Annotated in this window: 19 protein-coding genes; 9 read left to right on the top strand and 10 right to left on the bottom strand. The window is 65.3% G+C overall.

Features of this window, described 5'->3' with window-relative positions:
- From V7P99_RS13645 to V7P99_RS13630, 4 genes are all read left to right on the top strand, one after another.
- Positions 1–983 (top strand): penicillin-binding transpeptidase domain-containing protein (locus tag V7P99_RS13645; RefSeq protein WP_333795379.1); only part of this gene is annotated, 983 nt, incomplete at its 5' end.
- 3 nt (positions 984–986) lie between these two features.
- Positions 987–1,655, top strand: coding sequence for a DUF1214 domain-containing protein (locus V7P99_RS13640; protein ID WP_333795378.1), 669 nt, complete (start codon positions 987–989; stop codon positions 1,653–1,655).
- 3 nt (positions 1,656–1,658) lie between these two features.
- Positions 1,659–2,249 (top strand): hypothetical protein, encoded by a 591-nt coding sequence (locus tag V7P99_RS13635; RefSeq protein WP_333795377.1) that lies wholly within the window; start codon positions 1,659–1,661, stop codon positions 2,247–2,249.
- A gap of 73 nt (positions 2,250–2,322) precedes the next feature.
- Entirely contained in the window at positions 2,323–3,951 is a 1,629-nt protein-coding gene (locus V7P99_RS13630) for an acyl-CoA synthetase (protein ID WP_333795376.1), read from the top strand.
- 204 nt (positions 3,952–4,155) lie between these two features.
- Here the strand turns inward: V7P99_RS13630 and V7P99_RS13625 are convergent, their stop codons facing one another.
- On the bottom strand, positions 4,156–4,398 hold the full coding sequence (locus tag V7P99_RS13625) for a YdcH family protein (protein ID WP_333795375.1): 243 nt from the start codon (positions 4,396–4,398) through the stop codon (positions 4,156–4,158).
- Positions 4,399–4,610: 212 nt separating this feature from the next.
- Here V7P99_RS13625 and V7P99_RS13620 point away from each other — a divergent pair, with 212 nt between their 5' ends.
- The 3 genes from V7P99_RS13620 to V7P99_RS13610 all read left to right on the top strand — a co-directional run bounded on the left by V7P99_RS13620 (position 4,611) and on the right by V7P99_RS13610 (position 7,742).
- On the top strand, positions 4,611–4,817 hold the full coding sequence (locus tag V7P99_RS13620; protein ID WP_333795374.1) for a YdcH family protein: 207 nt from the start codon (positions 4,611–4,613) through the stop codon (positions 4,815–4,817).
- A gap of 227 nt (positions 4,818–5,044) precedes the next feature.
- Positions 5,045–6,058, top strand: coding sequence for a ligase-associated DNA damage response exonuclease (locus V7P99_RS13615; protein WP_333795373.1), 1,014 nt, complete (start codon positions 5,045–5,047; stop codon positions 6,056–6,058).
- Position 6,059: 1 nt separating this feature from the next.
- Positions 6,060–7,742: a cisplatin damage response ATP-dependent DNA ligase gene (locus tag V7P99_RS13610; RefSeq protein WP_333795372.1), complete on the top strand. Its 1,683-nt coding sequence runs from the start codon at positions 6,060–6,062 to the stop codon at positions 7,740–7,742.
- A gap of 235 nt (positions 7,743–7,977) precedes the next feature.
- Here V7P99_RS13610 and ettA read toward each other — a convergent pair whose 3' ends face one another.
- From ettA to V7P99_RS13595, 3 genes are all read right to left on the bottom strand, one after another.
- The gene (gene ettA / locus V7P99_RS13605; protein ID WP_333795371.1) at positions 7,978–9,639 is read right to left on the bottom strand and encodes an energy-dependent translational throttle protein EttA; all 1,662 of its coding nucleotides are present in this window, start codon (positions 9,637–9,639) and stop codon (positions 7,978–7,980) included.
- An 85-nt stretch (positions 9,640–9,724) separates the two neighbouring features.
- Complete coding sequence (locus tag V7P99_RS13600; protein WP_333795370.1) at positions 9,725–10,453, bottom strand: CPBP family intramembrane glutamic endopeptidase; 729 nt, start codon at positions 10,451–10,453, stop codon at positions 9,725–9,727.
- A gap of 19 nt (positions 10,454–10,472) precedes the next feature.
- Positions 10,473–11,504 (bottom strand): mitochondrial fission ELM1 family protein, encoded by a 1,032-nt coding sequence (locus V7P99_RS13595; protein WP_333795369.1) that lies wholly within the window; start codon positions 11,502–11,504, stop codon positions 10,473–10,475.
- A gap of 155 nt (positions 11,505–11,659) precedes the next feature.
- Between V7P99_RS13595 and V7P99_RS13590 the strand changes: the two genes are divergently transcribed.
- The gene (locus V7P99_RS13590; protein WP_333795368.1) at positions 11,660–12,142 is read left to right on the top strand and encodes an Lrp/AsnC family transcriptional regulator; all 483 of its coding nucleotides are present in this window, start codon (positions 11,660–11,662) and stop codon (positions 12,140–12,142) included.
- Between the two features lie 18 nt (positions 12,143–12,160).
- Here the strand turns inward: V7P99_RS13590 and V7P99_RS13585 are convergent, their stop codons facing one another.
- The 6 genes from V7P99_RS13585 to carA all read right to left on the bottom strand — a co-directional run bounded on the left by V7P99_RS13585 (position 12,161) and on the right by carA (position 20,471).
- Positions 12,161–13,411, bottom strand: coding sequence for an MFS transporter (locus V7P99_RS13585; RefSeq protein WP_333795367.1), 1,251 nt, complete (start codon positions 13,409–13,411; stop codon positions 12,161–12,163).
- Positions 13,412–13,661: 250 nt separating this feature from the next.
- The gene (greA, locus tag V7P99_RS13580) at positions 13,662–14,135 is read right to left on the bottom strand and encodes a transcription elongation factor GreA (protein ID WP_333795381.1); all 474 of its coding nucleotides are present in this window, start codon (positions 14,133–14,135) and stop codon (positions 13,662–13,664) included.
- A gap of 114 nt (positions 14,136–14,249) precedes the next feature.
- Positions 14,250–17,627 (bottom strand): carbamoyl-phosphate synthase large subunit, encoded by a 3,378-nt coding sequence (gene carB / locus V7P99_RS13575; RefSeq protein ID WP_333795366.1) that lies wholly within the window; start codon positions 17,625–17,627, stop codon positions 14,250–14,252.
- 164 nt (positions 17,628–17,791) lie between these two features.
- Complete coding sequence (locus V7P99_RS13570; protein WP_333795365.1) at positions 17,792–18,439, bottom strand: hypothetical protein; 648 nt, start codon at positions 18,437–18,439, stop codon at positions 17,792–17,794.
- 109 nt (positions 18,440–18,548) lie between these two features.
- The gene (locus tag V7P99_RS13565; protein WP_333795364.1) at positions 18,549–19,145 is read right to left on the bottom strand and encodes a hypothetical protein; all 597 of its coding nucleotides are present in this window, start codon (positions 19,143–19,145) and stop codon (positions 18,549–18,551) included.
- Positions 19,146–19,268: 123 nt separating this feature from the next.
- Positions 19,269–20,471, bottom strand: coding sequence for a glutamine-hydrolyzing carbamoyl-phosphate synthase small subunit (carA, locus tag V7P99_RS13560; protein ID WP_333795380.1), 1,203 nt, complete (start codon positions 20,469–20,471; stop codon positions 19,269–19,271).
- Positions 20,472–20,685: 214 nt separating this feature from the next.
- Here carA and V7P99_RS13555 point away from each other — a divergent pair, with 214 nt between their 5' ends.
- Positions 20,686–21,132 carry a GatB/YqeY domain-containing protein gene (locus V7P99_RS13555; RefSeq protein ID WP_333795363.1) on the top strand — a complete coding sequence of 149 codons (447 nt, stop codon included), beginning with the start codon at positions 20,686–20,688 and terminating at the stop codon, positions 21,130–21,132.
- The last annotated feature ends 77 nt before the right edge of the window (positions 21,133–21,209 follow it).

Here is a 21,209-nt window from a genome sequence, read left to right as displayed (position 1 = left end):
AGAACTACGGCGGCAGCCACGGCAGCGGGGCGCGCATGCCGCTCTGGATGGCGCTCGCCAAATCCCTCAACACGGTCGCGGCGGAACTGTCATTCGCAGTGGGGCGCGAGAAGGTGATCGAGCTCACGCAGCGTCTCGGCATCACGGGCATCCGCAAAACCTGCTCGATGGCGCTCGGCGACTACGGCATCACGCCGCTCGAGCACGTGGGCGGCCTCGCCACATTCGCCAACGGCGGCAAGAGCGCCAAGCCCTACGCGATCCTCGACATCGTGAGTTCGCGTGGCGAGCTGATCTACAGCCGCGAGCGCGACGAGCCGGAACCCGCCCAGCTCATCTCACCCAAGGTCGCCGCTGGCATGAACCAGATGATGCAGCGTGTCGTCACTGACGGCACCGCCCAGCGCGCGGCGCTCGATTTCACGCATGTGGTCGGCAAGACGGGCACCAGCTCCGGTCCGAAGGACGTCTGGTTCGTCGGCGCAACCGGCAAGTACGTGGCCGGCGTCTGGCTCGGCAACGACGACAACCGGGCCATGGCAGGCGGCAACACCGGCGGCCAGCTCGCCGCCCCGCTCTGGCATTCGTTCATGTCCGTCGCCCATCGCGATATGAACATCCCGACGCTGCCGGGTCTTTCGCCCCATCCGGTGCAGCTTGCCGAGCAGAAACGCATCGCCGAGCTGAAGCGCACCAATCCGGCCGCGGCTGCGGCGGAGCTTGGCGCCGCGAAGCCTGTCTCGCCCATCATGACCGACGCCGCGCGCGATACGGTGAAAGGGATCACGACCGCACTCCGCAAGGCGGCCGGCTTAGCTGAGGCCCCGCCGGCGGATGCGCCCGCCCCCGCGGATCGGGACCGGCGGCCCCCGGATCCTGCCACGCCGCGCGGGAGCCGTGCCGATGATGGCCGCACGACGCCTCCCGCATTCGCTTCGCAGACCAGCGGTGGGAACGCACCCGCCGCATTTGCCGTGCCCTAGCCGATGTCAGCAACCCGCACGTTTCGATCCCGAGCCTCGCTCAACGTCCTAAGCTTCACGCTGCACCGTCTGCGCAAACGAGCGGCCGTACTGGTCGCCGTAACCACAGATTGGGCGCTGTTCATCGGCATCGTGCTGATCCTCGGCTTTGGATCGAGCTGGTATATGATCGAGCGCGGCTCGCCGCTCACCACCGTCACCGTCGGTCCCTGGGTCTCCTGGTCGGCCTCTGGCCGTGCTGATAGCGATCCCTACACCCGTGCGCACAACGCCCGCCTCGGCATCCTGCCGCTCAGCACCGAGGTCTCGCAGACGTTTGTCGCGCACACTGACAGCGAAGGGCGCACGCTACACTCATCGTGCGATTACGCGATCGAGGGGCGCGAGATGCAGGATTTCTGGTGGAGTCTCACCGCCTTCGACACCGAGGGCCGCCTCATTCCCAATGTACTCGGCCGCTCCGCCTTCACGAGCAACACCATGGCCATCCATCCCGACGGCTCCTATGTGGCAGCGCTGTCGCGCGACGCACGCCCCGGCAACTGGCTTCCGACGGGCGGCGCCGGACGGCTTGCCCTCACCTTCACCGTTCTCGATCTCGGCTCGCGCGCCGTCGCCCAGGAGGACGATGTCGAGCGCGTGCTGCCCAAGATCACACGCACGAGGTGCTAGGCGATGAACGCGTCGATGGCGATGATAAGGCGGCTGTGGGCGCGCATCGGTGCGATCAATGTTCCGCTCACAGCTGCGGCGCTCTTTGCGGCCGCCATCCTGCATATCCTGGCGACCCTCGCGACGCCGCACCTGATTCCGGCCTCGGGCTACGAGCGCTTCGCCGCCAGTCTACCCGTGAACACCATGCAGATCCTGCCCGTGGTTGCGCCAGATGCTCAGCCTCTGCCCTTCTTTTCTCCGGATGCGCGCTATGCGGCTTGCCGCTTCGATACCCGGCGTGGTCCCATCAGCCTATCCGCCGTGCTGCCGGAGCCGGGATGGATGGTGGCGCTCTTTTCTCCCGCCGGCGACAATTTCTTCTCGTCTCTCGCGTCGCCGAACGCCCGGCCGGAGGTCTCCATCCTGCTCGTACCGTCCGCCGATGCCCAGCGCCAACCCGCTGGCGACAGCATGGCTGTAACGGCGGCATCGACGCTGACCGTCCCGGCCCACGAAGGCATCGCGCTCATCCGCGCGCCGGATCGGGGAGAAGCTTATGAGCAGCGCGCCATCGCCATGCTCGGGCGGGCGAGTTGCGGGCCACGTGAATAGGCCTCGGCTTTGCATTGCCGCCAGACGCTGGCTTCGCTAGAAAGCAATCGGACCGACAAGGCAGCAGTTCCCGATGAGCCAGAATCCCTATTCCGTGGGCCTCGACAAGAACCCGGCGAACTATCAGCCGCTGACGCCGATCAGCTTTCTCGAGCGGGCCGCGCGGGTTTATCCGGCGCACACGGCGATCATCCACGGCAAGCGGCGGGTGGATTACGCCACGTTCTACAGGCGGGCGCGCCAGCTTGCCTCCGCCCTCGCCGCTCGCGGCATCGGGCCTGGCGACACCGTCTCGGTCATGCTCTCGAACACGCCCGCGATGCTCGAAGCCCATTACGCGGTTCCCATGACAGGCGCCGTGCTGCATTGCCTCAACACCCGCCTCGATGCGCCGATCGTCGCCTTCCAGCTCGATCACGCCGGCTCGAAGGTGCTGATCTCCGACCGCGAGTTCACGGCGAACGTCAAGGACGCCCTTGCCCTTGCCAGCGTCAAGCCGCTCTTGGTCGACCATCATGATCCTGAGTTTCCGGATCTCGGCCCGCCGCTCTGCGATCTCGACTACGAGGCCTTCCTCGCGAGCGGCGATCCCGCGTTTTCCTGGCGCTGGCCCGAGGACGAGTGGGAGGCGATCAGCCTGAACTACACCTCCGGCACCACGGGCAATCCCAAAGGCGTCGTCTACCACCACCGCGGCGCGGCCCTCATGTGCTACGCCAACATGCATGCCACCGCCATGACGCGCCATCCCGTCTACTTGTGGACATTGCCGATGTTCCACTGCAACGGCTGGTGCTTTCCGTGGACGCTGTCGCTGGTGGCCGGCACGCACGTGTGCCTTCGCTGGGTGCGCGCCAAGGCCATGTACGATGCCATCGTCGATCATGAGGTGACACATCTTTCGGGCGCGCCGATCGTGATGGCCACGCTGCTCAATGCCGCCGACGACGAGCGCCGCGAGATCACACATCGCGTTGCCTTCAATCACGCAGCGGCTCCCCCACCCGAACAGGTGCTGGCGCGCATGAGCGAAGCCGGCTTCGAGCTGACGCATCTCTACGGCCTCACCGAGACCTATGGCCCTGCAACGCTCAACGAATGGCATGGCGCATGGGACGCGCTGCCGGGCGATGCCCGCATCTCGAAGCGCGCCCGCCAGGGCGTGCGTTACGCCGCTCTCGAGGGATTGACGGTGATGGACCCGGCGACGATGACAGAGGTGCCCGCCGACGGCGAGACCATCGGCGAGGTCATGTTCCGCGGCAACATCGTGATGAAAGGCTATCTCAAGAACCCTGCCGCCACCGCCGAAGCGTTTGCAGGCGGCTGGTTCCATTCGGGCGACCTCGGCGTCCTGCATCCCGATGGGTACATCCAGCTCAAGGACCGCTCGAAGGACATCATCATCTCAGGCGGCGAGAACATCTCCTCGATCGAGGTCGAGAACGTGCTCTACAAGCACCCGGCGGTCGCGGTTGCTGCCGTCATTGCCAAGCCCGACGAGAAATGGGGAGAGACCCCCTGCGCATTCGTCGAGTTGAAGCCTGGCGCTGCCGCCACCGAGGAGGAGATCATCGGCTGGTGCCGCGAGCGGCTGGCCCATTTCAAGGCGCCGCGCTCCATCATGTTCATTGAAGTGCCCAAGACCTCGACGGGCAAGGTGCAGAAGTTCAAGCTGCGCGAACTTCTGAAAGCCGGCTGACGCAACAGTCATCCGAGGCACGCGCCGCGCCGATAGCATCAAGAAGGCTCGTCGAGGGAAATACGCTGCCGCAAGGGGCCAATGGCGTCGGTCTATATCGATCTATGATAAGCCGCCGCGATGATGAGAGGCCCGGGAGAGGCCTCCCAGCGAGCTGCGATAGCAGCCACGGAACCGGCTGCGCTCGCAGCTCCGTGAAAGGCGTCAGTGCCGTGTGGCCGTTGTTTCGAGCCTGTAGATCTGCTCCTTCAGCTTCAGCTTTTCTTGTTTGAGCCGGCGGATCGCAAGATCGTCCGAACCGGGTCTTGCCGTCTCCTCTTGAATCCGGCGCTCGAGTTGCCGGTGCTTCTCTGAGAGTTCCTGAAGATGAGCAGATAGCGCCATCCTGACCTCCGTTTCAGAGTTGAAGACGACAGGATTGTCACAGATTTGCAACGTACTGTCCATCCGCATCCAATGCCGCCAGCGCGTCATACCGGGCTGGAAACCACACAAGCCGCCAGCTAAGCACCAGTTTTTACGCGTATTTCACTTCTCTGCGATGGCTCACTTGCTTGCACCGCGCCGAAAATGCGACGATAATTTACTTGATCGATCATTGACCCAAGCCCACCCGTCCGGAGCGCCCAGAAGGGGCGGTGGCTTTCGAAGAGAGCGACATGCAGCGGCAGAACGACAGGGAGCTTCGGGAAGAGTTGGTTAAGCTTCGGTCAGAGCATCGCGTGCTGGACGACGAGATCCTGACGCTCGAGATCAACGGCGCCACCGATCAGCTCCTGATCCGCCGGCTGAAAAAGAAGAAGCTCGCCCTCAAGGATCAGATCACCAAGATCGAGGATCAGCTTCTGCCGGATATCATCGCCTGAGCCGGGCCGCGTGGCGGCGACTTCGGGTGTCGTCAGCACCGTCTCGCCAAAAATGAAACCGGCGAGAGGCGGCCGGCGTTTACTCTTTCCTGACGCGCTTCGCAAAGCGGGAGCCGGTTTCTCGACAAGAAGCGCGATCGAACAAAAGCTTAAAGCCGGCTCTTGATACCGTCTGAGCTGGAACGACGCCAGGAACCGGACTCCCCCGTAAAAAGCTCAGAATCGGAATGTCTGCTGCGGGACTCGACCAATGGCTCTATCCGACCGAGCGCGGCCTTTACTGCGAGCCGGCCGACGTTTTCATCGATCCGGCGCGCGCCGTTCCCCGCGCCATCATCACACACGGCCATAGCGACCACGCTCGACCCGGGCACGGCGCCGTCCTCGCCACACCGGAAACGATCGCCATCATGAAACTCCGGCTCGGTGCCGATGGGGCTGGCCGCTTCGAGCCCGTCGCACTCAGCGAGACGCTCGCCATCGCGGGCGTCTCGGTCCGCCTAGTCCCTGCAGGCCATATCCTCGGCTCGGCGCAGGTCGTGCTTGAATGGAACGGGCAGCGCGCCGTCATTTCCGGCGACTACAAGCGCAGCCCCGATCCCAGCTGCCTGCCATTCGAGCCGGTCGCGTGCGACGTGTTCGTCACTGAAGCGACCTTCGCCCTTCCCGTCTTTCAGCACGAACCCGCAGCCGGAGAAGTCGCGCGCCTGCTCGCCTCCATCCGCCGCAATCCGGAGCGTGCGCATCTGGTTGGTGCTTACAGCCTTGGCAAATGCCAGCGCGTGATCCGCCTCGCGCGCGATGCGGGCTACGACGCGCCCATCTATCTGCACGGCGCCATGATGGCCATGACGGAGCTTTATCAAGAGCTCGGCATAGAGCTCGGCGACATCCGCGCGGTCTCGGACGCGAGCCCCTCCGATCTCGCCGGCGCGCTCGTGCTCTCGCCGCCATCCGCCGTCTCCGACCGCTGGTCGCGCCGCTTCCCCGATCCCGTGACGGCGTTCGCCTCCGGCTGGATGCGCATCAAGGGCCGCGTCCGCCAGAGCGGCGTCGAGCTGCCTCTCGTCATCTCCGATCACGCCGACTGGCCGGAGCTGATCGCAACCGTGCTCGAGACTGGGGCCGAGGACGTCTGGGTGACCCATGGCCGCGACGACGCCCTCGTCTACGAGCTTTCACGGCGCGGCCTCAAGGCCCGTGCGCTATCTCTCGTCGGCTTCGAGGACGAGGACGAGTGACGTGGAACCGTTCGCCCTCCTCCTCGACACGCTTTCGACGACGCCCTCGCGCAAAGGCAAGCTGTCGCTTCTCACCGATTACTTCCGCACGACACCGGATCCCGACCGCGGCTTCGCGCTCGCCGCCCTGACCGATGGGCTCTTTCCCCGCCTGCCGCTGCGGCGCAGTCTCGCGACGCTGCTCGAAGCGCGCGTCGATCCGGTCCTCTATGCGCTCTCGCGCGATTACGTTGGCGACACCGCGGAGACGGTGGCGCTGATGTGGCCCGCGCCCGAAGGCCCGCCCGAGCTGCGCGAGGCTGCGCCGCCTCTGGCGGAAGTCGTTGCCCTCCTCGCCACAGCCGAGCCTGCCGAGGTCGCGCCGCGGCTCGGCAATTTGCTCGACCGCCTCGACGTGCGCGGACGTTGGGCGCTTCTGAAGCTCGTGGGCGGCGCGCCGCGGGTCGGCGTCTCGGCGCGCCTCGCCAAGACGGCACTGGCCGAAATGAGCGGCCACGAGATCGGCGACATCGAAGAGATCTGGCACGCTCTCAGCCCGCCGTACCTCGATCTCTTCCAATGGCTCGAAGGCCGCGGCCCGCGTCCCGACGCCGGCGGCCAGCCGGTCTTCCGCCCGTTGATGCTGGCCCACGCCATCGAGGAGCAGGACTGGACGAGCTTCGATCCGGCGGAGTTCGCCGCGGAATGGAAATGGGACGGCATCCGCGTGCAGATCGCCGCGCATGCCGAGCATGTGCGCATCTTCTCGCGCACCGGAGACGACATCTCGCACACGTTCCCCGACATCGCCGCTGCCTTCGAGGGTTTCGACGCCGTGCTCGACGGTGAGCTGCTCGTCGCCCGGCGGGGCATCGTCGCGCCGTTCAACGACCTGCAGCAGCGATTGAACCGCAAAGCCGTGACGGGGCGCATGCTCAAGGAGCATCCCGCCCACGTGCGCCTCTACGATCTGCTCCTGGCCCGCGGCGAGGACATGCGCGAGCTGTCGTTCCGCGAGCGGCGCGCGCGCCTCGAAGATTGGCACGCGAAGAACGCTCCGGCGCTCACCGACGTGAGCCCGCTCGTTCGCTACGCCCGCCGCGATGAGCTCGATGCGCTTTGGGCCGCAACGCGCGAGGACGGCATCGAAGGCCTTATGCTCAAGCGCTGGACGAGCCCCTATCTCTCCGGCCGCCCGCGCGGGCACTGGTTCAAGTGGAAACGCGCCGCCCTCACGCTCGATTGCGTGCTGATGTACGCGCAGCGCGGCTCCGGCAAGCGCTCGTCCTATTATTCGGACTACACGTTCGGCGTCTGGCGCGAGATCGCGGGAGCCTCGCCCGAAGGCGGGCCACGCGGCGACGTCTATCCAGGCCACGAGCTGGTGCCGATAGGAAAAGCTTACTCGGGCATGACCGACGCCGAGCTCCTCGAGATTGACCGCTTCGTGCGCACGCACACAATCGAGCAGTTCGGCCCGGTGCGTGCCGTCACACCGCAGCTCGTGCTCGAGATCGCCTTCGATGCGGTATTCCCCTCCACACGCCACAAGTCGGGACTAGCGATGCGCTTTCCGCGCATCCACCGCATCCGCTGGGACAAGCCTCCGGAGGAAGCCGACACTTTGGAGACGGCTCGCGCGCTCATCGGTGCGCCGCCGGCCGCCAAGCGCCCGCTCGGCGCCACCAGCAGCCTCTCGGATTAGAGCCTGTTCCGATCACGCTAATCTGCGGACACAACCATTGACCGCGCTCGTTCCTCCCCCCTTGTGGGGGAGGTTAGGAGGGGGGATGCCAGACCCTCTGCGGTTAGGGGTTCCCCCCACCCCTGACCCCTCCCCACAAGGGGGAGGGGAACCACTTCGATTGGAACGGCCCAGCCGCCCGCGGCGACATGGAAGGCGATTAAGCCTTCCGCAAACCGCGCGGTCGCTTCTCCCATCAGCGCTCGAAGCGCTTGAACTTGATGCGGTGCGGCTCGACGGCGGCGTCGCCGAGGCGGCGCTTCTTGTCCTCCTCGTAGGCTTCGAAGTTGCCCTCGAACCATTCGACGTGGCTGTTGCCCTCGAAGGCCAGGATGTGGGTCGCGAGGCGATCCAGGAAGAAGCGATCGTGGGTGATCACCACGGCGCAGCCCGGGAAGTCCTCGAGCGCGGCTTCGAGCGCGCCCAGCGTCTCGGTGTCGAGGTCGTTGGTCGGCTCGTCGAGGAGCAGCAGGTTGCCGCCCTCCTTCAGCATCTTGGCGAGATGCACGCGGTTCCGCTCACCGCCCGAGAGAAGCCCCACCTTCTTCTGCTGGTCCGCGCCCTTGAAGTTGAACCAGCCGCAGTAGGCCCGCGAGCTCATCTCGCGCTTGTCGCCAAACTTCATGATGTCGAGCCCGCCCGAGATCTCCTCCCAGACGGTCTTCTTGTCGTCGAGGTGATCACGACTCTGGTCGACGTAGGCGAGCTTCACCGTCGGGCCCAACGTGATGGATCCCTTGTCCGGCTGCTCGGCCCCGGTCAACATCTTGAACAGCGTCGTCTTGCCGGCACCGTTGGGTCCGATGACGCCGACGATCCCGCCCGGCGGCAGCTTGAAGGAGAGGTCGTCGATCAGCAGGCGATCGTCGAACGCCTTCGTCAGCCCCTCCACCTCGACCACCATGTCGCCCAGGCGCGGGCCGGGCGCGATCGAGAACGTGGCCTTGCCGACATCCTCGCGGCCCGCCTGCTCGACGAGCTTCTCATAAGCCGAGATACGCGCCTTGGACTTCGCCTGACGCGCCTTGGGCGAGGAGCGGATCCACTCGAGCTCGCGCGCGATCTGCTTCTGGCGGCCTTCCTCGGTCGCCTTTTCGGACTCGGCACGCTTCGCCTTCTGCTCGAGCCAGCTCGAATAGTTGCCCTTCCACGGCACGCCCTGGCCACGGTCGAGCTCCAGCGTCCATTCGGTGATGTTATCGAGGAAGTAGCGATCGTGCGTGACGAGGATCACGCAGCCCGCATACTCCGTGAGGTAGCGCTCGAGCCACGCCACGCTCTCGGCGTCGAGGTGGTTGGTCGGCTCGTCGAGCAGCAGGATGTCCGGCTTCGATAGAAGGAGCCGCGTCAGGGCCACGCGCCGCTTCTCACCACCCGAAAGATTCGAGACGTCAGCATCGCCCGGCGGGCAGCGCAGCGCATCGAGCGCCTGCTCGACCTGCGTATCGAGATCCCACAGGTCCAGCGCATCGATCTGGTCCTGCAGCGCCGTCATCTCGTCGGCGGTTTCCTCGGTGTAATTGGCCGCGATCTCGTTGTAGCGATCGACGATAGCCTTCTTCTCCGCCACGCCCTCCATGGCGTTGCCGAGCACGTCCTTCGAGGGATCGAGCTCCGGCTCCTGCGGCAGGTAGCCGACCTTGATACCGTCGGCCGGGCGCGCCTCGCCCACGAAGTCGTCGAGAACGCCCGCCATGATCTTCAAGAGCGTCGATTTTCCGGCGCCGTTCAGGCCCACGACGCCGATCTTGGCGCCAGGCAGGAACGACAGCGAAATGTCCTTCAGGACCTGCTTGCCCCCCGGATACGTTTTGGAGAGCTTGTGCATGTGGTAGACGTACTGGTGGGCTGCAGCCATTCGGGCGCCTCTCTCTGAGCAAAAAATTCGGGAATTGGCCGTCTTCTAGCGGAAACCAGCCGGACACTCAATCCGGTCAGAGGCCTCAGAGGTTCGAGACGCCCGTGAAGAAGTAGCGGCCGATCCCGATCGTGAACAGCAGCCAGCCCCACAGCGTATGCTCGAGGAAAACCGCCCAAAACGAGCGCGTCGCCGCATAACGCGCGCCGAGCACGAGCCCCCCGATCACCGTCGCGACCACGGCGAACGTCGAGTCCATGACGATATGGGCAAAGCCGAACAGCAGCCCGTTCACGGCAACGGCCACCCACACCTGACGGCCGAATAGCATTCCGTAGCGGTGAAAAAAGAACGAGCGATAGAGCAGCTCCTGCGCCATCACCGAGAAGATCGGATAACCGATCATGATGCGCGTGTAGGTATCAGGCCGGTTGCGGGGAAACTCTAACAACCATGCCGGATGATGGCTTTCGATCCACGCAACCAACCCTCCGCCCGCAACGACGAGCAGAAGGAGGATGGAGATCCCGTTGCGCCAGCCGATACGGCGCGCAAGCTCGGTGCGCAGGCGGAACGTCGGATCGGCGAGCAGAAGAAAAAGCGCCACCACGAGCACGGGCAAGAGCGCGGCGAACATCGGTATCTTGCCGTCGTGCACAATCCAGCGCATGGCGAGCGGCGCGAGCACGAACAGCACGCCCATCTCGATCCAGCGCCGCCTCCGCCCCGCACGGGACAGAGCGCCGCCTCCCTCGCGCGTGCCTGCGGCCGCAATCACTGGACCGGCTGACGGGGTGACCGTTATAGGGGACATGAGCGCCTGCACCCCGTTGCTACACCCCGCCCGAACGCGCAGCCTGCCAGCGCCGCCCGATCTCCGCGGCGATGGTCTCTGCCGCATGGAGAGGCGCATAGTCCCACGTCTCGATTGACGTGAACTGCCCCGGCGCCCGGCGGGAGATACCCCTCGCCCTCAACGCCCCATGGAAGGCATCGAACTTTGCTGCACCGCCCTCGGGCTCGAAGATGTAGATGGGACGCCCCGTTGCCGCCGCCTCGCCCGCCATGTTGACGCTGTCGGCCGTGATGAGGAACGCATCCGCATAAGCCAGGAACTTGGGATAGGGATTGGCTCCCTCCCCGTTCCAGAAGAGGGTCCCCGTGCCACCTGTCGCGGCTTCGAGCGCGGCCACGAGGCTCGGCGGCGTGCGGCGCGACGCGGTAAGCATCAGTCCGGCACCGAGATCCGCGAGCGAGCGCACGCAGGCGGCCAGCCGCTCGATCACGGGTGGCGGATAGTGAAAACGCCCGTTCGGGCCGCCGATGAGAACGGCGATGCGCGGCGACGGAAGGAGCTCGAGACGGGCATCCCCCTCCGTCTGGATGGAGGCGAGCCGTGCAGGCGAGAACGGATGCGGCGCTACAAGCGTCGTCAGGACGTTCGCCCCGCCCCGTCCATCATGCTCCGGCACCCAGAACAGATCGGCTCCCCGGAGCCCGGTCCGCGGATCCATGAGGATGACTGTGTAGATATCCGCCCCGGCTCTTTTCTTCAGCGCGCGGATGTACGGCGTCGTCGTGCGGCCGGCAGCGAGGGCGATCTCGGGCCAGGGCGGCGCAAACGGCGTGCCCGAGGCGGCGAATCGTTCCCCCGGCGCCACCGGCGCCCAGGGTGAGAGCGCCTTCCAGATGCCACGCGGCGCAACATGCTTCCACTCGACCGCCACACCAAGCGCGTCCGCCACGCCCCGGCACATGGCCTCGTGGCCGGCCTTGCCGTCGCTCACGACCCAGGCGCGCGCGCCTGCGAGCGGCCGGCCAGGGCTACCCGCCGCCTCATCCTTCGATTGCAACGACGCCTTCATCTTCGCACATTCCCCGCTCGGCCGACGCCTGTCGAGATACTTCGTATGCGCATCAGGGGTAAAAGGCCGCGATTCCGTGATAATGTTCTTTCCATCTGCTGCGATACCGCCCTGCTCCCACTCCATGGCAGGCGGACCGCCTCAGTGAGGACCCGATGAGCCTTCGTCTCGACGCAACCGACCGGCGCATCCTGCGCGAGCTGATGACCGACGGAGCCCTTACGAACGTGGCACTGGCGCAGCGGGTCGGCCTTTCAGCTCCGCCATGCCTCCGCCGCGTGCGCGCGCTCGAGGATGCGGGCGTGATCCAGGGCTACACCGCCCTCGTCGACGAGCAGGCGCTCGGCTTCGACCTCACGGCATTCGCCCTCGTCGGCCTGCACAATCAGGCCGAGACCGACCTCAACGCCTTCGAGAACCTCGTGCTCAGCTGGCCCATGGTGCGCGAAGCCTACATGCTCTCCGGCGAAAGCGACTACATTTTGAAATGCATCGCGCCCGATCTTCCGACCTTCCAGGAGTTCGTGCTGAGGGAGCTGACGGCGGCACCGAACGTGGCCAGCGTCAAGACGAGCCTCACCATTCGCCGGGCAAAGCGCGCCCCGGGCGTGCCGCTGACGGAGCCCGAGAGCGCCTGAGACCGTCCAATCCGGCTTTCACGTCAGCCGGCGCGTGTTGTAGAGCGCCGGAAAAATCCGCGCCCACATGCCGGTGATGACGAGAGCCCCGGCCCCACCGAGCACGACGGCCGGCACGGCGCCGATCAGGGCGGCCATGGTGCCGGCGCGGAATTCGCCGACCTCGTTCGAGGCTCCGATAAACACGCTGTTGACCGCCGACACGCGCCCGCGCAGGTCATCCGGCGTCGCGAGCTGAATGAGCGTCGAGCGCACGTTCACGCTCACCATATCGGCCGCCCCCATGACGAATAGCGCCGGCAACGACAGCCAGAGCGTGGTCGACAGCCCGAACACGAGGATTGCGACGCCGAAGATCCCGACGCAAGCGAACATGATGCGCCCCGCATGGTCATGGATGGGATTGCGCACCAACCAGACGACCATAACCAGGGCGCCGATCCCCGCGGCCGAGCGTAAGAAGCCGAGGCCCCACGGCCCGACCTCGAGAATGTCGCGCGCAAACACCGGCAGCAGCGCCGTCGCGCCGCCGAGCAGAACGACGAACATATCGAGCGAGATAGCGCCGAGGACCACCGGGTTGGTGCGGATGTAGCGAAAGCCGGCGAGCATGGTTTCGACGCTGCGCGGTTCGGTCGTGGTCCGCTGCGGCGGCTTCGGAATCAGCAACGTCAGCGCGGCCGCCGCGGCAAAAAGCAGGACCGCCACGGCATAGGGCACGAGCGAGGCCACGCCATAGAGCAGCCCGCCGATTGCGGGGCCGATGGTGAAGGACGCTTGCATGGCCGAGGAGTTCCAGGCCACGGCGTTGGCGAACGATCGGCGGGGCACGATGTTCGCCGCGAGCGACTGCACCGCCGGAGTGAGAAACGCACGCGCGAGCCCGAACGTCATCAGGATGGCGAACACCGGCCACACGGAGCCATGCCCGTCCGCACGCGCCTCATGGAGCATCCAGAAGACTGCGAGCGCCGCCACGCAGGCCGCCTCGAGCGCGATGCTGAGCCCCATCACCGCGCGGCGATTGTAGCGATCCGCGACAGTCCCGGTGACGAGAACAAGGATGAGCGCGGGGGCGAACTGCACCAGCCCCACGAGGCCGAGCAGAAAGGCATTGCGCGTCTCGTCGTAGATCTGCCAGCCGACGGCTACCGAGACGATCTGCGTCGCGAAGCCATTGAAGAAGCGGGCGAGCCAATAGAGCCGGAAGGACGCATACGTGAAGGCCGACCGCGGGCGCGAAGGACCGGACGATGCGCTTCTGTCCACGGTGCCGCTCTCTTCTCTTTCGGTCTGCAAAGCCGGTCGCCGCCCTGCCGCTTGAGAGAGACCCGGGGAGGGCGGGCCCATCCGCACTCACGCCACGCGGCCGAGCACACCATTACGGCGGCGCAGTTAACCCGGGAGTGCAGCAAGCCTCCGCTTCCTGACCAATGCAGAAACCGCGATGGAGTGCCTGTCTCTCCTACCGCCGAACCGGGCAGCTTAACGCAACAAGGATCCGTTGGAGGCGACGCCGTTACATCCACTCAACTTTGAGGATCTCGTAGGAGCGGGCGCCTCTCGGCGTCGTCACTTCAACCGATTCACCCTCGGATTTTCCGATGAGCGCGCGCGCGATCGGGCTTGAGATCGAGATCTTGCCCGCTTTCACATCGGCCTCGAGGTCGCCCACGATCTTGTATTTCACCGTCTCGTCGGTGTCCTCGTCGACGAGCGTCACCGTGGCGCCGAACTTGACCGTCGTGCCGGACAGCTTCGCCGTGTCCACGATCTCGGCGCGCGACAGCTTATCCTCCAGCTCCGCGACCTTGGCCTCGTTCATGCCCTGCGCTTCCTTGGCCGCATGGTACTCGGCGTTTTCCGAAAGATCGCCGTGGGAGCGCGCCTCTGAAATGGCTTGGATGATCCGGGGACGTTCCTCCGATTTCAGACGATGCAGCTCCGCCTCAAGCGTCTTGAAGCCTTCGATCGTCATCGGAACACGTTCCATCGACATCGCTAAAATCTCCCATTCGGCCTGGCCGGAAGCCAGCACCTTGATCTCGAGGTCCCTGTACTCTGACGGGGCGTGTTGCGGGATAACGCGTGACGAGACACGAACGTCTCAGGAGGCGCGGCTGACGTAGGCCTGCAGCGGAGCCACCTTGAGAATGTCCGCTTTGAGCGCCTTGATCGCTCGCGTCACGGCGACCGCACCGGCGAGGGTTGTATAATACGGAATGTGGTGAAGCAAGGCGGTCCGCCGGATGTCCTTGCTGTCCGCCACAGCTTTAGCACCTTCGGTTGTATTAAAGACCAGCGCAACTTCGCCATTTTTCATGGCATCCACCACGTGCGGCCGGCCCTCCAGCACTTTGTTCACAACCTCGCATTGCACGCCATTGGCTTCCAGATGGCGCCGCGTGCCACGCGTGGCGATCACCGTGAAGCCAAGCTCGACGAGTTCCTTGAGCGGGGCCACGATGCGGTCCTTGTCGCTGTCTTTGACGGAAACGAACACGGTTCCCGAAGTCGGCAGCTTGAGGCCGGCACCGAGCTGGCTCTTGGCGAAGGCAATGGAGAAGTCGCGGTCGACGCCCATCACCTCTCCCGTTGAGCGCATCTCGGGGCCGAGAATCGGATCGACACCCGTGAAGCGCGCGAACGGAAACACCGCTTCCTTGACCGCCACATGCTCGATGCGTGCGGCCTTGAGGCCGAAGTCGGCCAGCGGCCGACCGGCCATGATCTCAGAGGCGATGGCGGCGATCGGCTGGCCGATGACCTTGGAGACGAACGGCACCGTGCGGGACGCGCGCGGGTTCACCTCGAGCACGTAAACTTCGTCGTCCTTGATGGCGAACTGGACGTTCATGAGGCCGACCACGCCGAGTGCCAGCGCCAGCTCACGCGTCTGTCGCTCGAGCTCGGCGACAATCGCAGGCGAGAGCGAATGCGGCGGCAGCGAGCAGGCCGAATCGCCCGAATGGATGCCTGCCTCCTCGATATGCTCCATGATCCCCGCGACGAACGTGTCGCGGCCGTCCGAAAGGCAATCAACGTCGACCTCGATGGCGTCCGCGAGATAGCGGTCGATCAGGAGCGGGCTCTTCGCCGAGACGGCAAGCTCCGACGGACGGTCGAGCGTCGCCGAGAGGCGTGCGATGTAGCGGTCCACCTCGGCGCGATCATGCACGATCTCCATGGCCCGGCCGCCAAGCACGTACGAGGGGCGGATGACCACTGGGAAGCTAACGCGCTCAGCGATCTCGGCCGCTTCGCCCGGCGTCGCGGCGATCCCGCTCTCGGGCTGGCGCAGGCCGAGCCGGTCGATCAGCGCCTTGAAGCGGTCGCGATCCTCGGCAAGGTCGATGGCGTCGGGCGAGGTGCCGAGTATAGGCACGCCCGCCTCCTCGAGCGCACTCGCGAGCTTAAGCGGCGTCTGGCCGCCGAACTGCACGATGACGCCCTTGAGCGTCCCCTTCTCCCGCTCGCGGTGAATGATCTCGAGCACGTCCTCCCCGGTCAACGGCTCGAAGTAGAGCCGGTCTGACGTGTCGTAGTCGGTGGAGACGGTTTCGGGATTGCAGTTGACCATGATGGTCTCGTATCCCGCGGCCGTAAGTGCAAAGCAGGCGTGGCAGCAGCAGTAGTCGAACTCAATGCCCTGCCCGATGCGGTTCGGGCCGCCGCCGAGGATGATGATCTTCTCGCGGTCCGATGGCTGCGCCTCGCACACCGGCACGCTCGCGTGCTCGCCCTCCGGCGGCGTCACGAGGCCGCGCTCGTAGGTCGAGTACATATAGGCGGTCGGCGAAACGAACTCCCCCGCGCAGGTATCGATGCGCTTAAACACTGGGCGCACACCCGCCGCGTGGCGTGCCTCACGCACCTCTGCTTCCGTCTTGCCGGCGAGCGTGGCGAGCCGCGCGTCCGAGAAGCCCATGGCCTTGAGGAAGCGGAAATGCTCGCCCGACGACGGCAGTCCGTGCGCCTTGACGCGAGCTTCGACGTCGACGATCTCCTTGATCCGCGCGATAAACCACGGGTCGATCTTGCACGAGGCGTGCACCTGCGCAGGGTCGACACCGAGACGCAGCGCCTGCGCCACTTTGAGGATGCGGTCCGGCGTCGGACTTCCGAGGGCCGCTCGGATCACGTTCTTGTCGTCGCCGCCGCCGAGCCCTTCGAGCTCGATATCATCGAGGCCGGTAAGGCCCGTCTCCATGGAACGCAGCGCCTTCTGCAGGCTTTCCGCGAACGTGCGGCCGATGGCCATGGCTTCGCCAACCGAGCGCATGGCGGTGGTCAGCGTCGTGTCGGCGCCCTGGAACTTCTCGAAGGCGAAACGCGGAATCTTCGTGACCACGTAGTCGATGGTCGGCTCGAAGGACGCAGGCGTAGCGCCGCCCGTGATGTCGTTCTCCAACTCGTCGAGCGTGTAGCCGACGGCGAGGCGCGCCGCGACCTTCGCGATGGGGAAGCCGGTTGCCTTGGAGGCGAGCGCAGAGGAGCGCGAGACGCGCGGGTTCATCTCGATGACGACGAGGCGCCCGTCCGCCGGGTTCACCGCGAACTGCACGTTCGAGCCGCCCGTCTCGACGCCGATCTCGCGCAGCACCGCGAGCGAGGCGTCGCGCATGATCTGGTATTCCTTGTCCGTCAGCGTGAGCGCCGGCGCGACGGTGATCGAATCACCCGTGTGCACGCCCATCGGATCGATGTTCTCGATCGAGCAGACGATGATGCAGTTGTCCGCCTGATCGCGGACGACCTCCATCTCGTACTCCTTCCAGCCGAGCAGGCTCTCGTCGATCAGGATCTGGCCAACAGGAGACGCGTCGAGCCCCGAGCGGGCGATGCTTTCGAACTCCTCCCGGTTGTAGGCAACACCGCCGCCCGTGCCCCCCAGCGTGAAGGCCGGGCGGATGATCGCCGGAAGCCCGATCTCATCGAGGGCGCGCATCGCCTCCGTGAAGCCCACCTGCCTGTCGTAACCGAGTATGCTGCCTTGCTCGTCCCGGAGCGGTGGCGAGGATGCGATGGCCGCGCGCGGGCTCTCGAGGCCGATGCGGTCCATGGCCTCACGGAAGAGCTTCCTGTCCTCGGCCTTGTCGATCGCCTCCGCACGCGCACCAATCAGCTCGACGCCGTATTGAGCGAGTACGCCCTGACGCTCGAGCGCCAGCGCCGTGTTGAGCGCCGTCTGCCCGCCCATGGTCGGCAGGAGCACCAGCTTCTCGTCGGGTCTCTGCCGGCGCTCCTCAGCGATGATCTTGGCGACGATCTCGGGCGTGATCGGCTCGATATAGGTCGCATCCGCCAGCTCCGGATCGGTCATGATCGTCGCCGGGTTGGAGTTGACCAGAATGATCCGATAGCCTTCCGCCTTCAGCGCCTTGCAGGCCTGGGTGCCGGAATAATCGAACTCGCACGCCTGACCGATGACGATCGGTCCGGCGCCGATGATGAGGATAGCGTCGATATCTGTGCGTTTTGGCATGGCGAGGCGGTTCTATTCGAGCCTTTGGCGTTTGGCTATAGCCGAGACGCTGTGTCTTGTTCTCCACCCTCAGACATGAAACGAGGGCGCCCTGTGGCGCCCTCGTTCCGTCCTGGATAGGTCATCCATCTTGAATGTGTAACGTGTATTAACGGTCCGCTTCTTTAGTTGGCCAGATCTTTCGGCGGTTCGATCTCGATCTTGTCCGGATAGGAATAGATCTCCTGGAAGATCGGTTTGTCGAGATGTCCCTGGCGGGCGAAGATGCTGCGTGCGGGAAGCCCTGTTTTCGGATCGAGATAGATCATGCGCACGGCCTCGTTCTTCGTCGCGGGCTCCGTCGGTTTCTTGCCCGGAGGACCCGGGGGCGGCTCATCGACGCCGCGATAGCCCCTGACCTCGCGCCCGTCGACGGTCTCGGTCCCCACGCACTCGAACTTACCGACTTCCTGATAGACCTGAGCGATGCTCGTGATCATGAACTGGATGAGCTGGTCGGTCTCGTACTTGCCGGCTTCCTTCCAGCCCTCGCCGTTATTCGTCCAGGCTTTCTCGCCGACGACGATGCTCTCCACGGTCTTGCCCTCGGTCAGGGGCGTCAGAACCTGATGCATCCGGTCCGGGGTGGCATACTCGACCACCATCTTGGCGGGGCCCGCCTCGGTGATCATGCTCGTCTCTTTGCGGATGAATTTCTGCTTGCCCTGGGAGTTGACGGCCATCGCCACCTCCATCGAGCAGTCCGCAAACGCAGGCGCCGCAGTGGCAAGCCCAAGGGCAAGGACGAGCAGGCCCGACGACTTCAATCGCATCGTGTCGTTTCCTCCATGGCCGCCCCGCTGCGGGAACGGCCTTCACAGATTTCTGTCTCGGCGTGCTGATAACGCCATCGCACGGCTCTTAATGCGCCGCAAGCGCTCATCAAAACGGGCGCTCGATCTTGATGTCCGTGGGATAAGTGTAGATGCTCGTCACCAGGGCCTCGCCACTGCCGTCGGGCGCGCCGACGATGTTGAAGGCCGGCAGCCCCGTGTCGGGATCGATATAGACCGTGCGCGCGAGCGTCTCCCCGCTGGCGATTTTTTCCGGGATCGTCTGATAACCGCGGAAACTTTTGCCATCGTACGTGACCGTGCCGAGGCAATTGAACTCTGCCGTCACGCGCGGCGGCGCGAAGGCTTCCTGGATCTGAAGCATCACCGTGCGGGAATGCATCAACGGCAGCTCCTCCCAGCCCCCGCCTTCGGTGTGGTTCCAGGCAGTCTTGCCGATCCCGATCGTCTCGATGGCCTCGTCGCCCGCCGTCGCCTTGCGATAAATCTTATCCGGGGGCTGGAAATCGACGTGCTGGCGCTGGTCCGTTCCATCCGGGCCCTTGGTCAGAACCACGGTCCTCCAGGGCTTCTTATGCTGTGCGACAAAGGCGGCCTCGACCTCGGCCTTGCCGTCACAGGCCGCGGCCGGAGCGGCTCCCGCGGCGATCACGAGGCTGCATACGGCGAGTATAGGGGTGCGCATCGGACGTTTCACTCTCCCGGTTGTTTTAATTGGCGCAGATCGTTTCGAACGGCGCGCATCCTACACACCTACCCGGGAAAAAGTCGATCACTGCACGGGAAAGTTACCCCGCATCGCTCGCCCCTACCGCTCCGGCTTGGCCGGTGCGCCGCGCCGCTCCCGCATCTTATTGACGAAACGGGTAAAAAGGTAATGGCTGTCCTGAGGGCCGGGCGAGGACTCGGGATGGAACTGTACCGAGAAGACAGGGCTCCCCGTAACCTCGAGCCCGCAGTTGCTGCCATCGAAAAGCGACACGTGGGTTTCGACGACGCCCGCAGGAAGGGTCTCCCCGTCGACGGTAAACCCGTGGTTCATCGACGTGATGTCGACCTTCCCCGTGGCCGTATCCTTGACCGGATGATTGGCCCCCCGGTGCCCCTGAGGCATCTTCCGCGTCCTGGCCCCGAGCGCGAGGCCGAGCATCTGGTGGCCCAGGCATATGCCGAACACCGGCATCCCTGCATCGATGAGCTTACGGATCTGCGGCACCGCATAGGCTCCCGTCGCCGCCGGATCGCCCGGCCCGTTGGACAGGAACACGCCATCCGGGCAGCGCTCCAGCACCTCCTCGGCCGTGACCGTCGCCGGCACCACCGTCACCTTGCAGCCGGCGGAGGCGAGACAGCGCAGGATGTTGCGCTTCAGCCCGTAGTCGATGGCGACGACGTGAAACTCCGGGTTCTCATTGCGGCCATACCCCTTGCCCCAGACCCAGCGGGTCTCGTCCCAGCTATAGCTTTGCCCGCTCGTCACATCCGGCACGAGATCCTGGCCGAGCAGCCCTGGCCAGGCTTTGGCCTCGGCCTTAAGCGCGTCGAGGTCGAAATTCGCGGAGGGCTCGTGGGCGATGACGGCATTGGGAATGCCGTGCTCCCGGATGCGGGCCGTGAGCGCCCGCGTGTCGATCCCCGCGATCGCGATGATGCCGCGGCTCTTCAGCCAGGCATCGAAGTGAGCCGCGGCGCGATAATTCGAGGGATCCGTGATTTCGGCCCGGAGCACGCACCCGCGCACGCCCGAGCGCGCCGCGAGGTTGGAGGTCTCCGTGTCCTCTCCGTTCGTGCCGATATTGCCGATATGCGGGAACGTGAAGGTGACGATCTGCCCGGCATAGGAGGGATCGGTGAGGATCTCCTGGTAGCCGGTCATGGCCGTGTTGAAGCACACTTCGCCCGCAGCCTTACCCGTGGCCCCAAGGCCAATCCCGGATATGACGGTGCCGTCATCGAGCACGAGGCGGGCCGTCCAGGGGGTGTCGGTCCAGGGCGCGGGCGTGGATGTCATCATGAGCTCGAAGCTGGGCTCGCGCGGGCCGGTCTCTCGCGCGTTTCTGCGACGCAAGAGGGCTGCTCGAAGCCGGGGTCCATGGATCGCGGCGGAACCTATGCGAGGCCGCTCATCGCGTCAAGAAAATGGCTCGCCATCCCCGCGGCTCGCGATTAGGCGGCGTCTCGCCTATATAGCAGGCAAACCATCGTCGTTAGGAGGGGTTCCCGCAATGCGCACGCGCATCAACCAGGATATCAAGGATGCCATGAAGGCCGGCGACAAGGCGCGCCTCGCGACACTGCGCCTCATCACCGCCGCCATCAAGGACCGTGAGCTTGGCGTGGGCGGGCCGCCGACCGAGGTGGGTGAAGCGGAGATCGTCGCTATTCTGCAGAAGATGGTGAAGCAGCGCCGCGAGAGCATCGCCACCTATGAGAAAGCCGGTCGCACGGATCTCGCGGACCAGGAGAAATCCGAGATCGCCATTCTTGACGCCTACCTGCCGCAGCAGATGGATGAGGGCGCTGTGAAAGCCGCCGTCACGGCGCTGATCGCCGAGCTCGGCGCCGAGGGTCCCAAGGACATGGGACGCGTCATGGCCGCCTTGAAGGAGCGCTTTGCCGGCCAGATGGATTTCGGCAAAGCGAGCGGTGCGGTAAAAGAGCTATTAAAATAGCCACGCCTTATTTCCTTCTTCCGTCTCGGGAGAAGGTGCCCCGCAGGGCGGATGAGGGACTTTTCCAGAAAAACGCG

The organism is Hyphomicrobium sp. (assembly GCF_036780825.1).
In the GTDB taxonomy this organism is placed as follows: Bacteria; Pseudomonadota; Alphaproteobacteria; order Rhizobiales; family Hyphomicrobiaceae; genus Hyphomicrobium_C.
Note: the sequence above shows the minus strand (reverse complement) of the source record. Positions and strands in the feature narration are given on the sequence as shown.

Coding starts and splice junctions, on each gene's coding strand:
- V7P99_RS13565 (WP_333795364.1), bottom strand. CDS start 19,145: ATGCGCACCCCTATACTCGCCGTATGCAGCCTCGTGATCGCCGCGGGA.
- V7P99_RS13615 (WP_333795373.1), top strand. CDS start 5,045: ATGTCTGCTGCGGGACTCGACCAATGGCTCTATCCGACCGAGCGCGGC.
- V7P99_RS13635 (WP_333795377.1), top strand. CDS start 1,659: ATGAACGCGTCGATGGCGATGATAAGGCGGCTGTGGGCGCGCATCGGT.
- carA (WP_333795380.1), bottom strand. CDS start 20,471: ATGACATCCACGCCCGCGCCCTGGACCGACACCCCCTGGACGGCCCGC.
- V7P99_RS13640 (WP_333795378.1), top strand. CDS start 987: ATGTCAGCAACCCGCACGTTTCGATCCCGAGCCTCGCTCAACGTCCTA.
- ettA (WP_333795371.1), bottom strand. CDS start 9,639: ATGGCTGCAGCCCACCAGTACGTCTACCACATGCACAAGCTCTCCAAA.
- V7P99_RS13600 (WP_333795370.1), bottom strand. CDS start 10,453: ATGTCCCCTATAACGGTCACCCCGTCAGCCGGTCCAGTGATTGCGGCC.
- V7P99_RS13595 (WP_333795369.1), bottom strand. CDS start 11,504: ATGAAGGCGTCGTTGCAATCGAAGGATGAGGCGGCGGGTAGCCCTGGC.
- V7P99_RS13590 (WP_333795368.1), top strand. CDS start 11,660: ATGAGCCTTCGTCTCGACGCAACCGACCGGCGCATCCTGCGCGAGCTG.
- carB (WP_333795366.1), bottom strand. CDS start 17,627: ATGCCAAAACGCACAGATATCGACGCTATCCTCATCATCGGCGCCGGA.
- greA (WP_333795381.1), bottom strand. CDS start 14,135: ATGGAACGTGTTCCGATGACGATCGAAGGCTTCAAGACGCTTGAGGCG.
- V7P99_RS13625 (WP_333795375.1), bottom strand. CDS start 4,398: ATGGACAGTACGTTGCAAATCTGTGACAATCCTGTCGTCTTCAACTCT.
- V7P99_RS13570 (WP_333795365.1), bottom strand. CDS start 18,439: ATGCGATTGAAGTCGTCGGGCCTGCTCGTCCTTGCCCTTGGGCTTGCC.
- V7P99_RS13620 (WP_333795374.1), top strand. CDS start 4,611: ATGCAGCGGCAGAACGACAGGGAGCTTCGGGAAGAGTTGGTTAAGCTT.
- V7P99_RS13630 (WP_333795376.1), top strand. CDS start 2,323: ATGAGCCAGAATCCCTATTCCGTGGGCCTCGACAAGAACCCGGCGAAC.
- V7P99_RS13555 (WP_333795363.1), top strand. CDS start 20,686: ATGCGCACGCGCATCAACCAGGATATCAAGGATGCCATGAAGGCCGGC.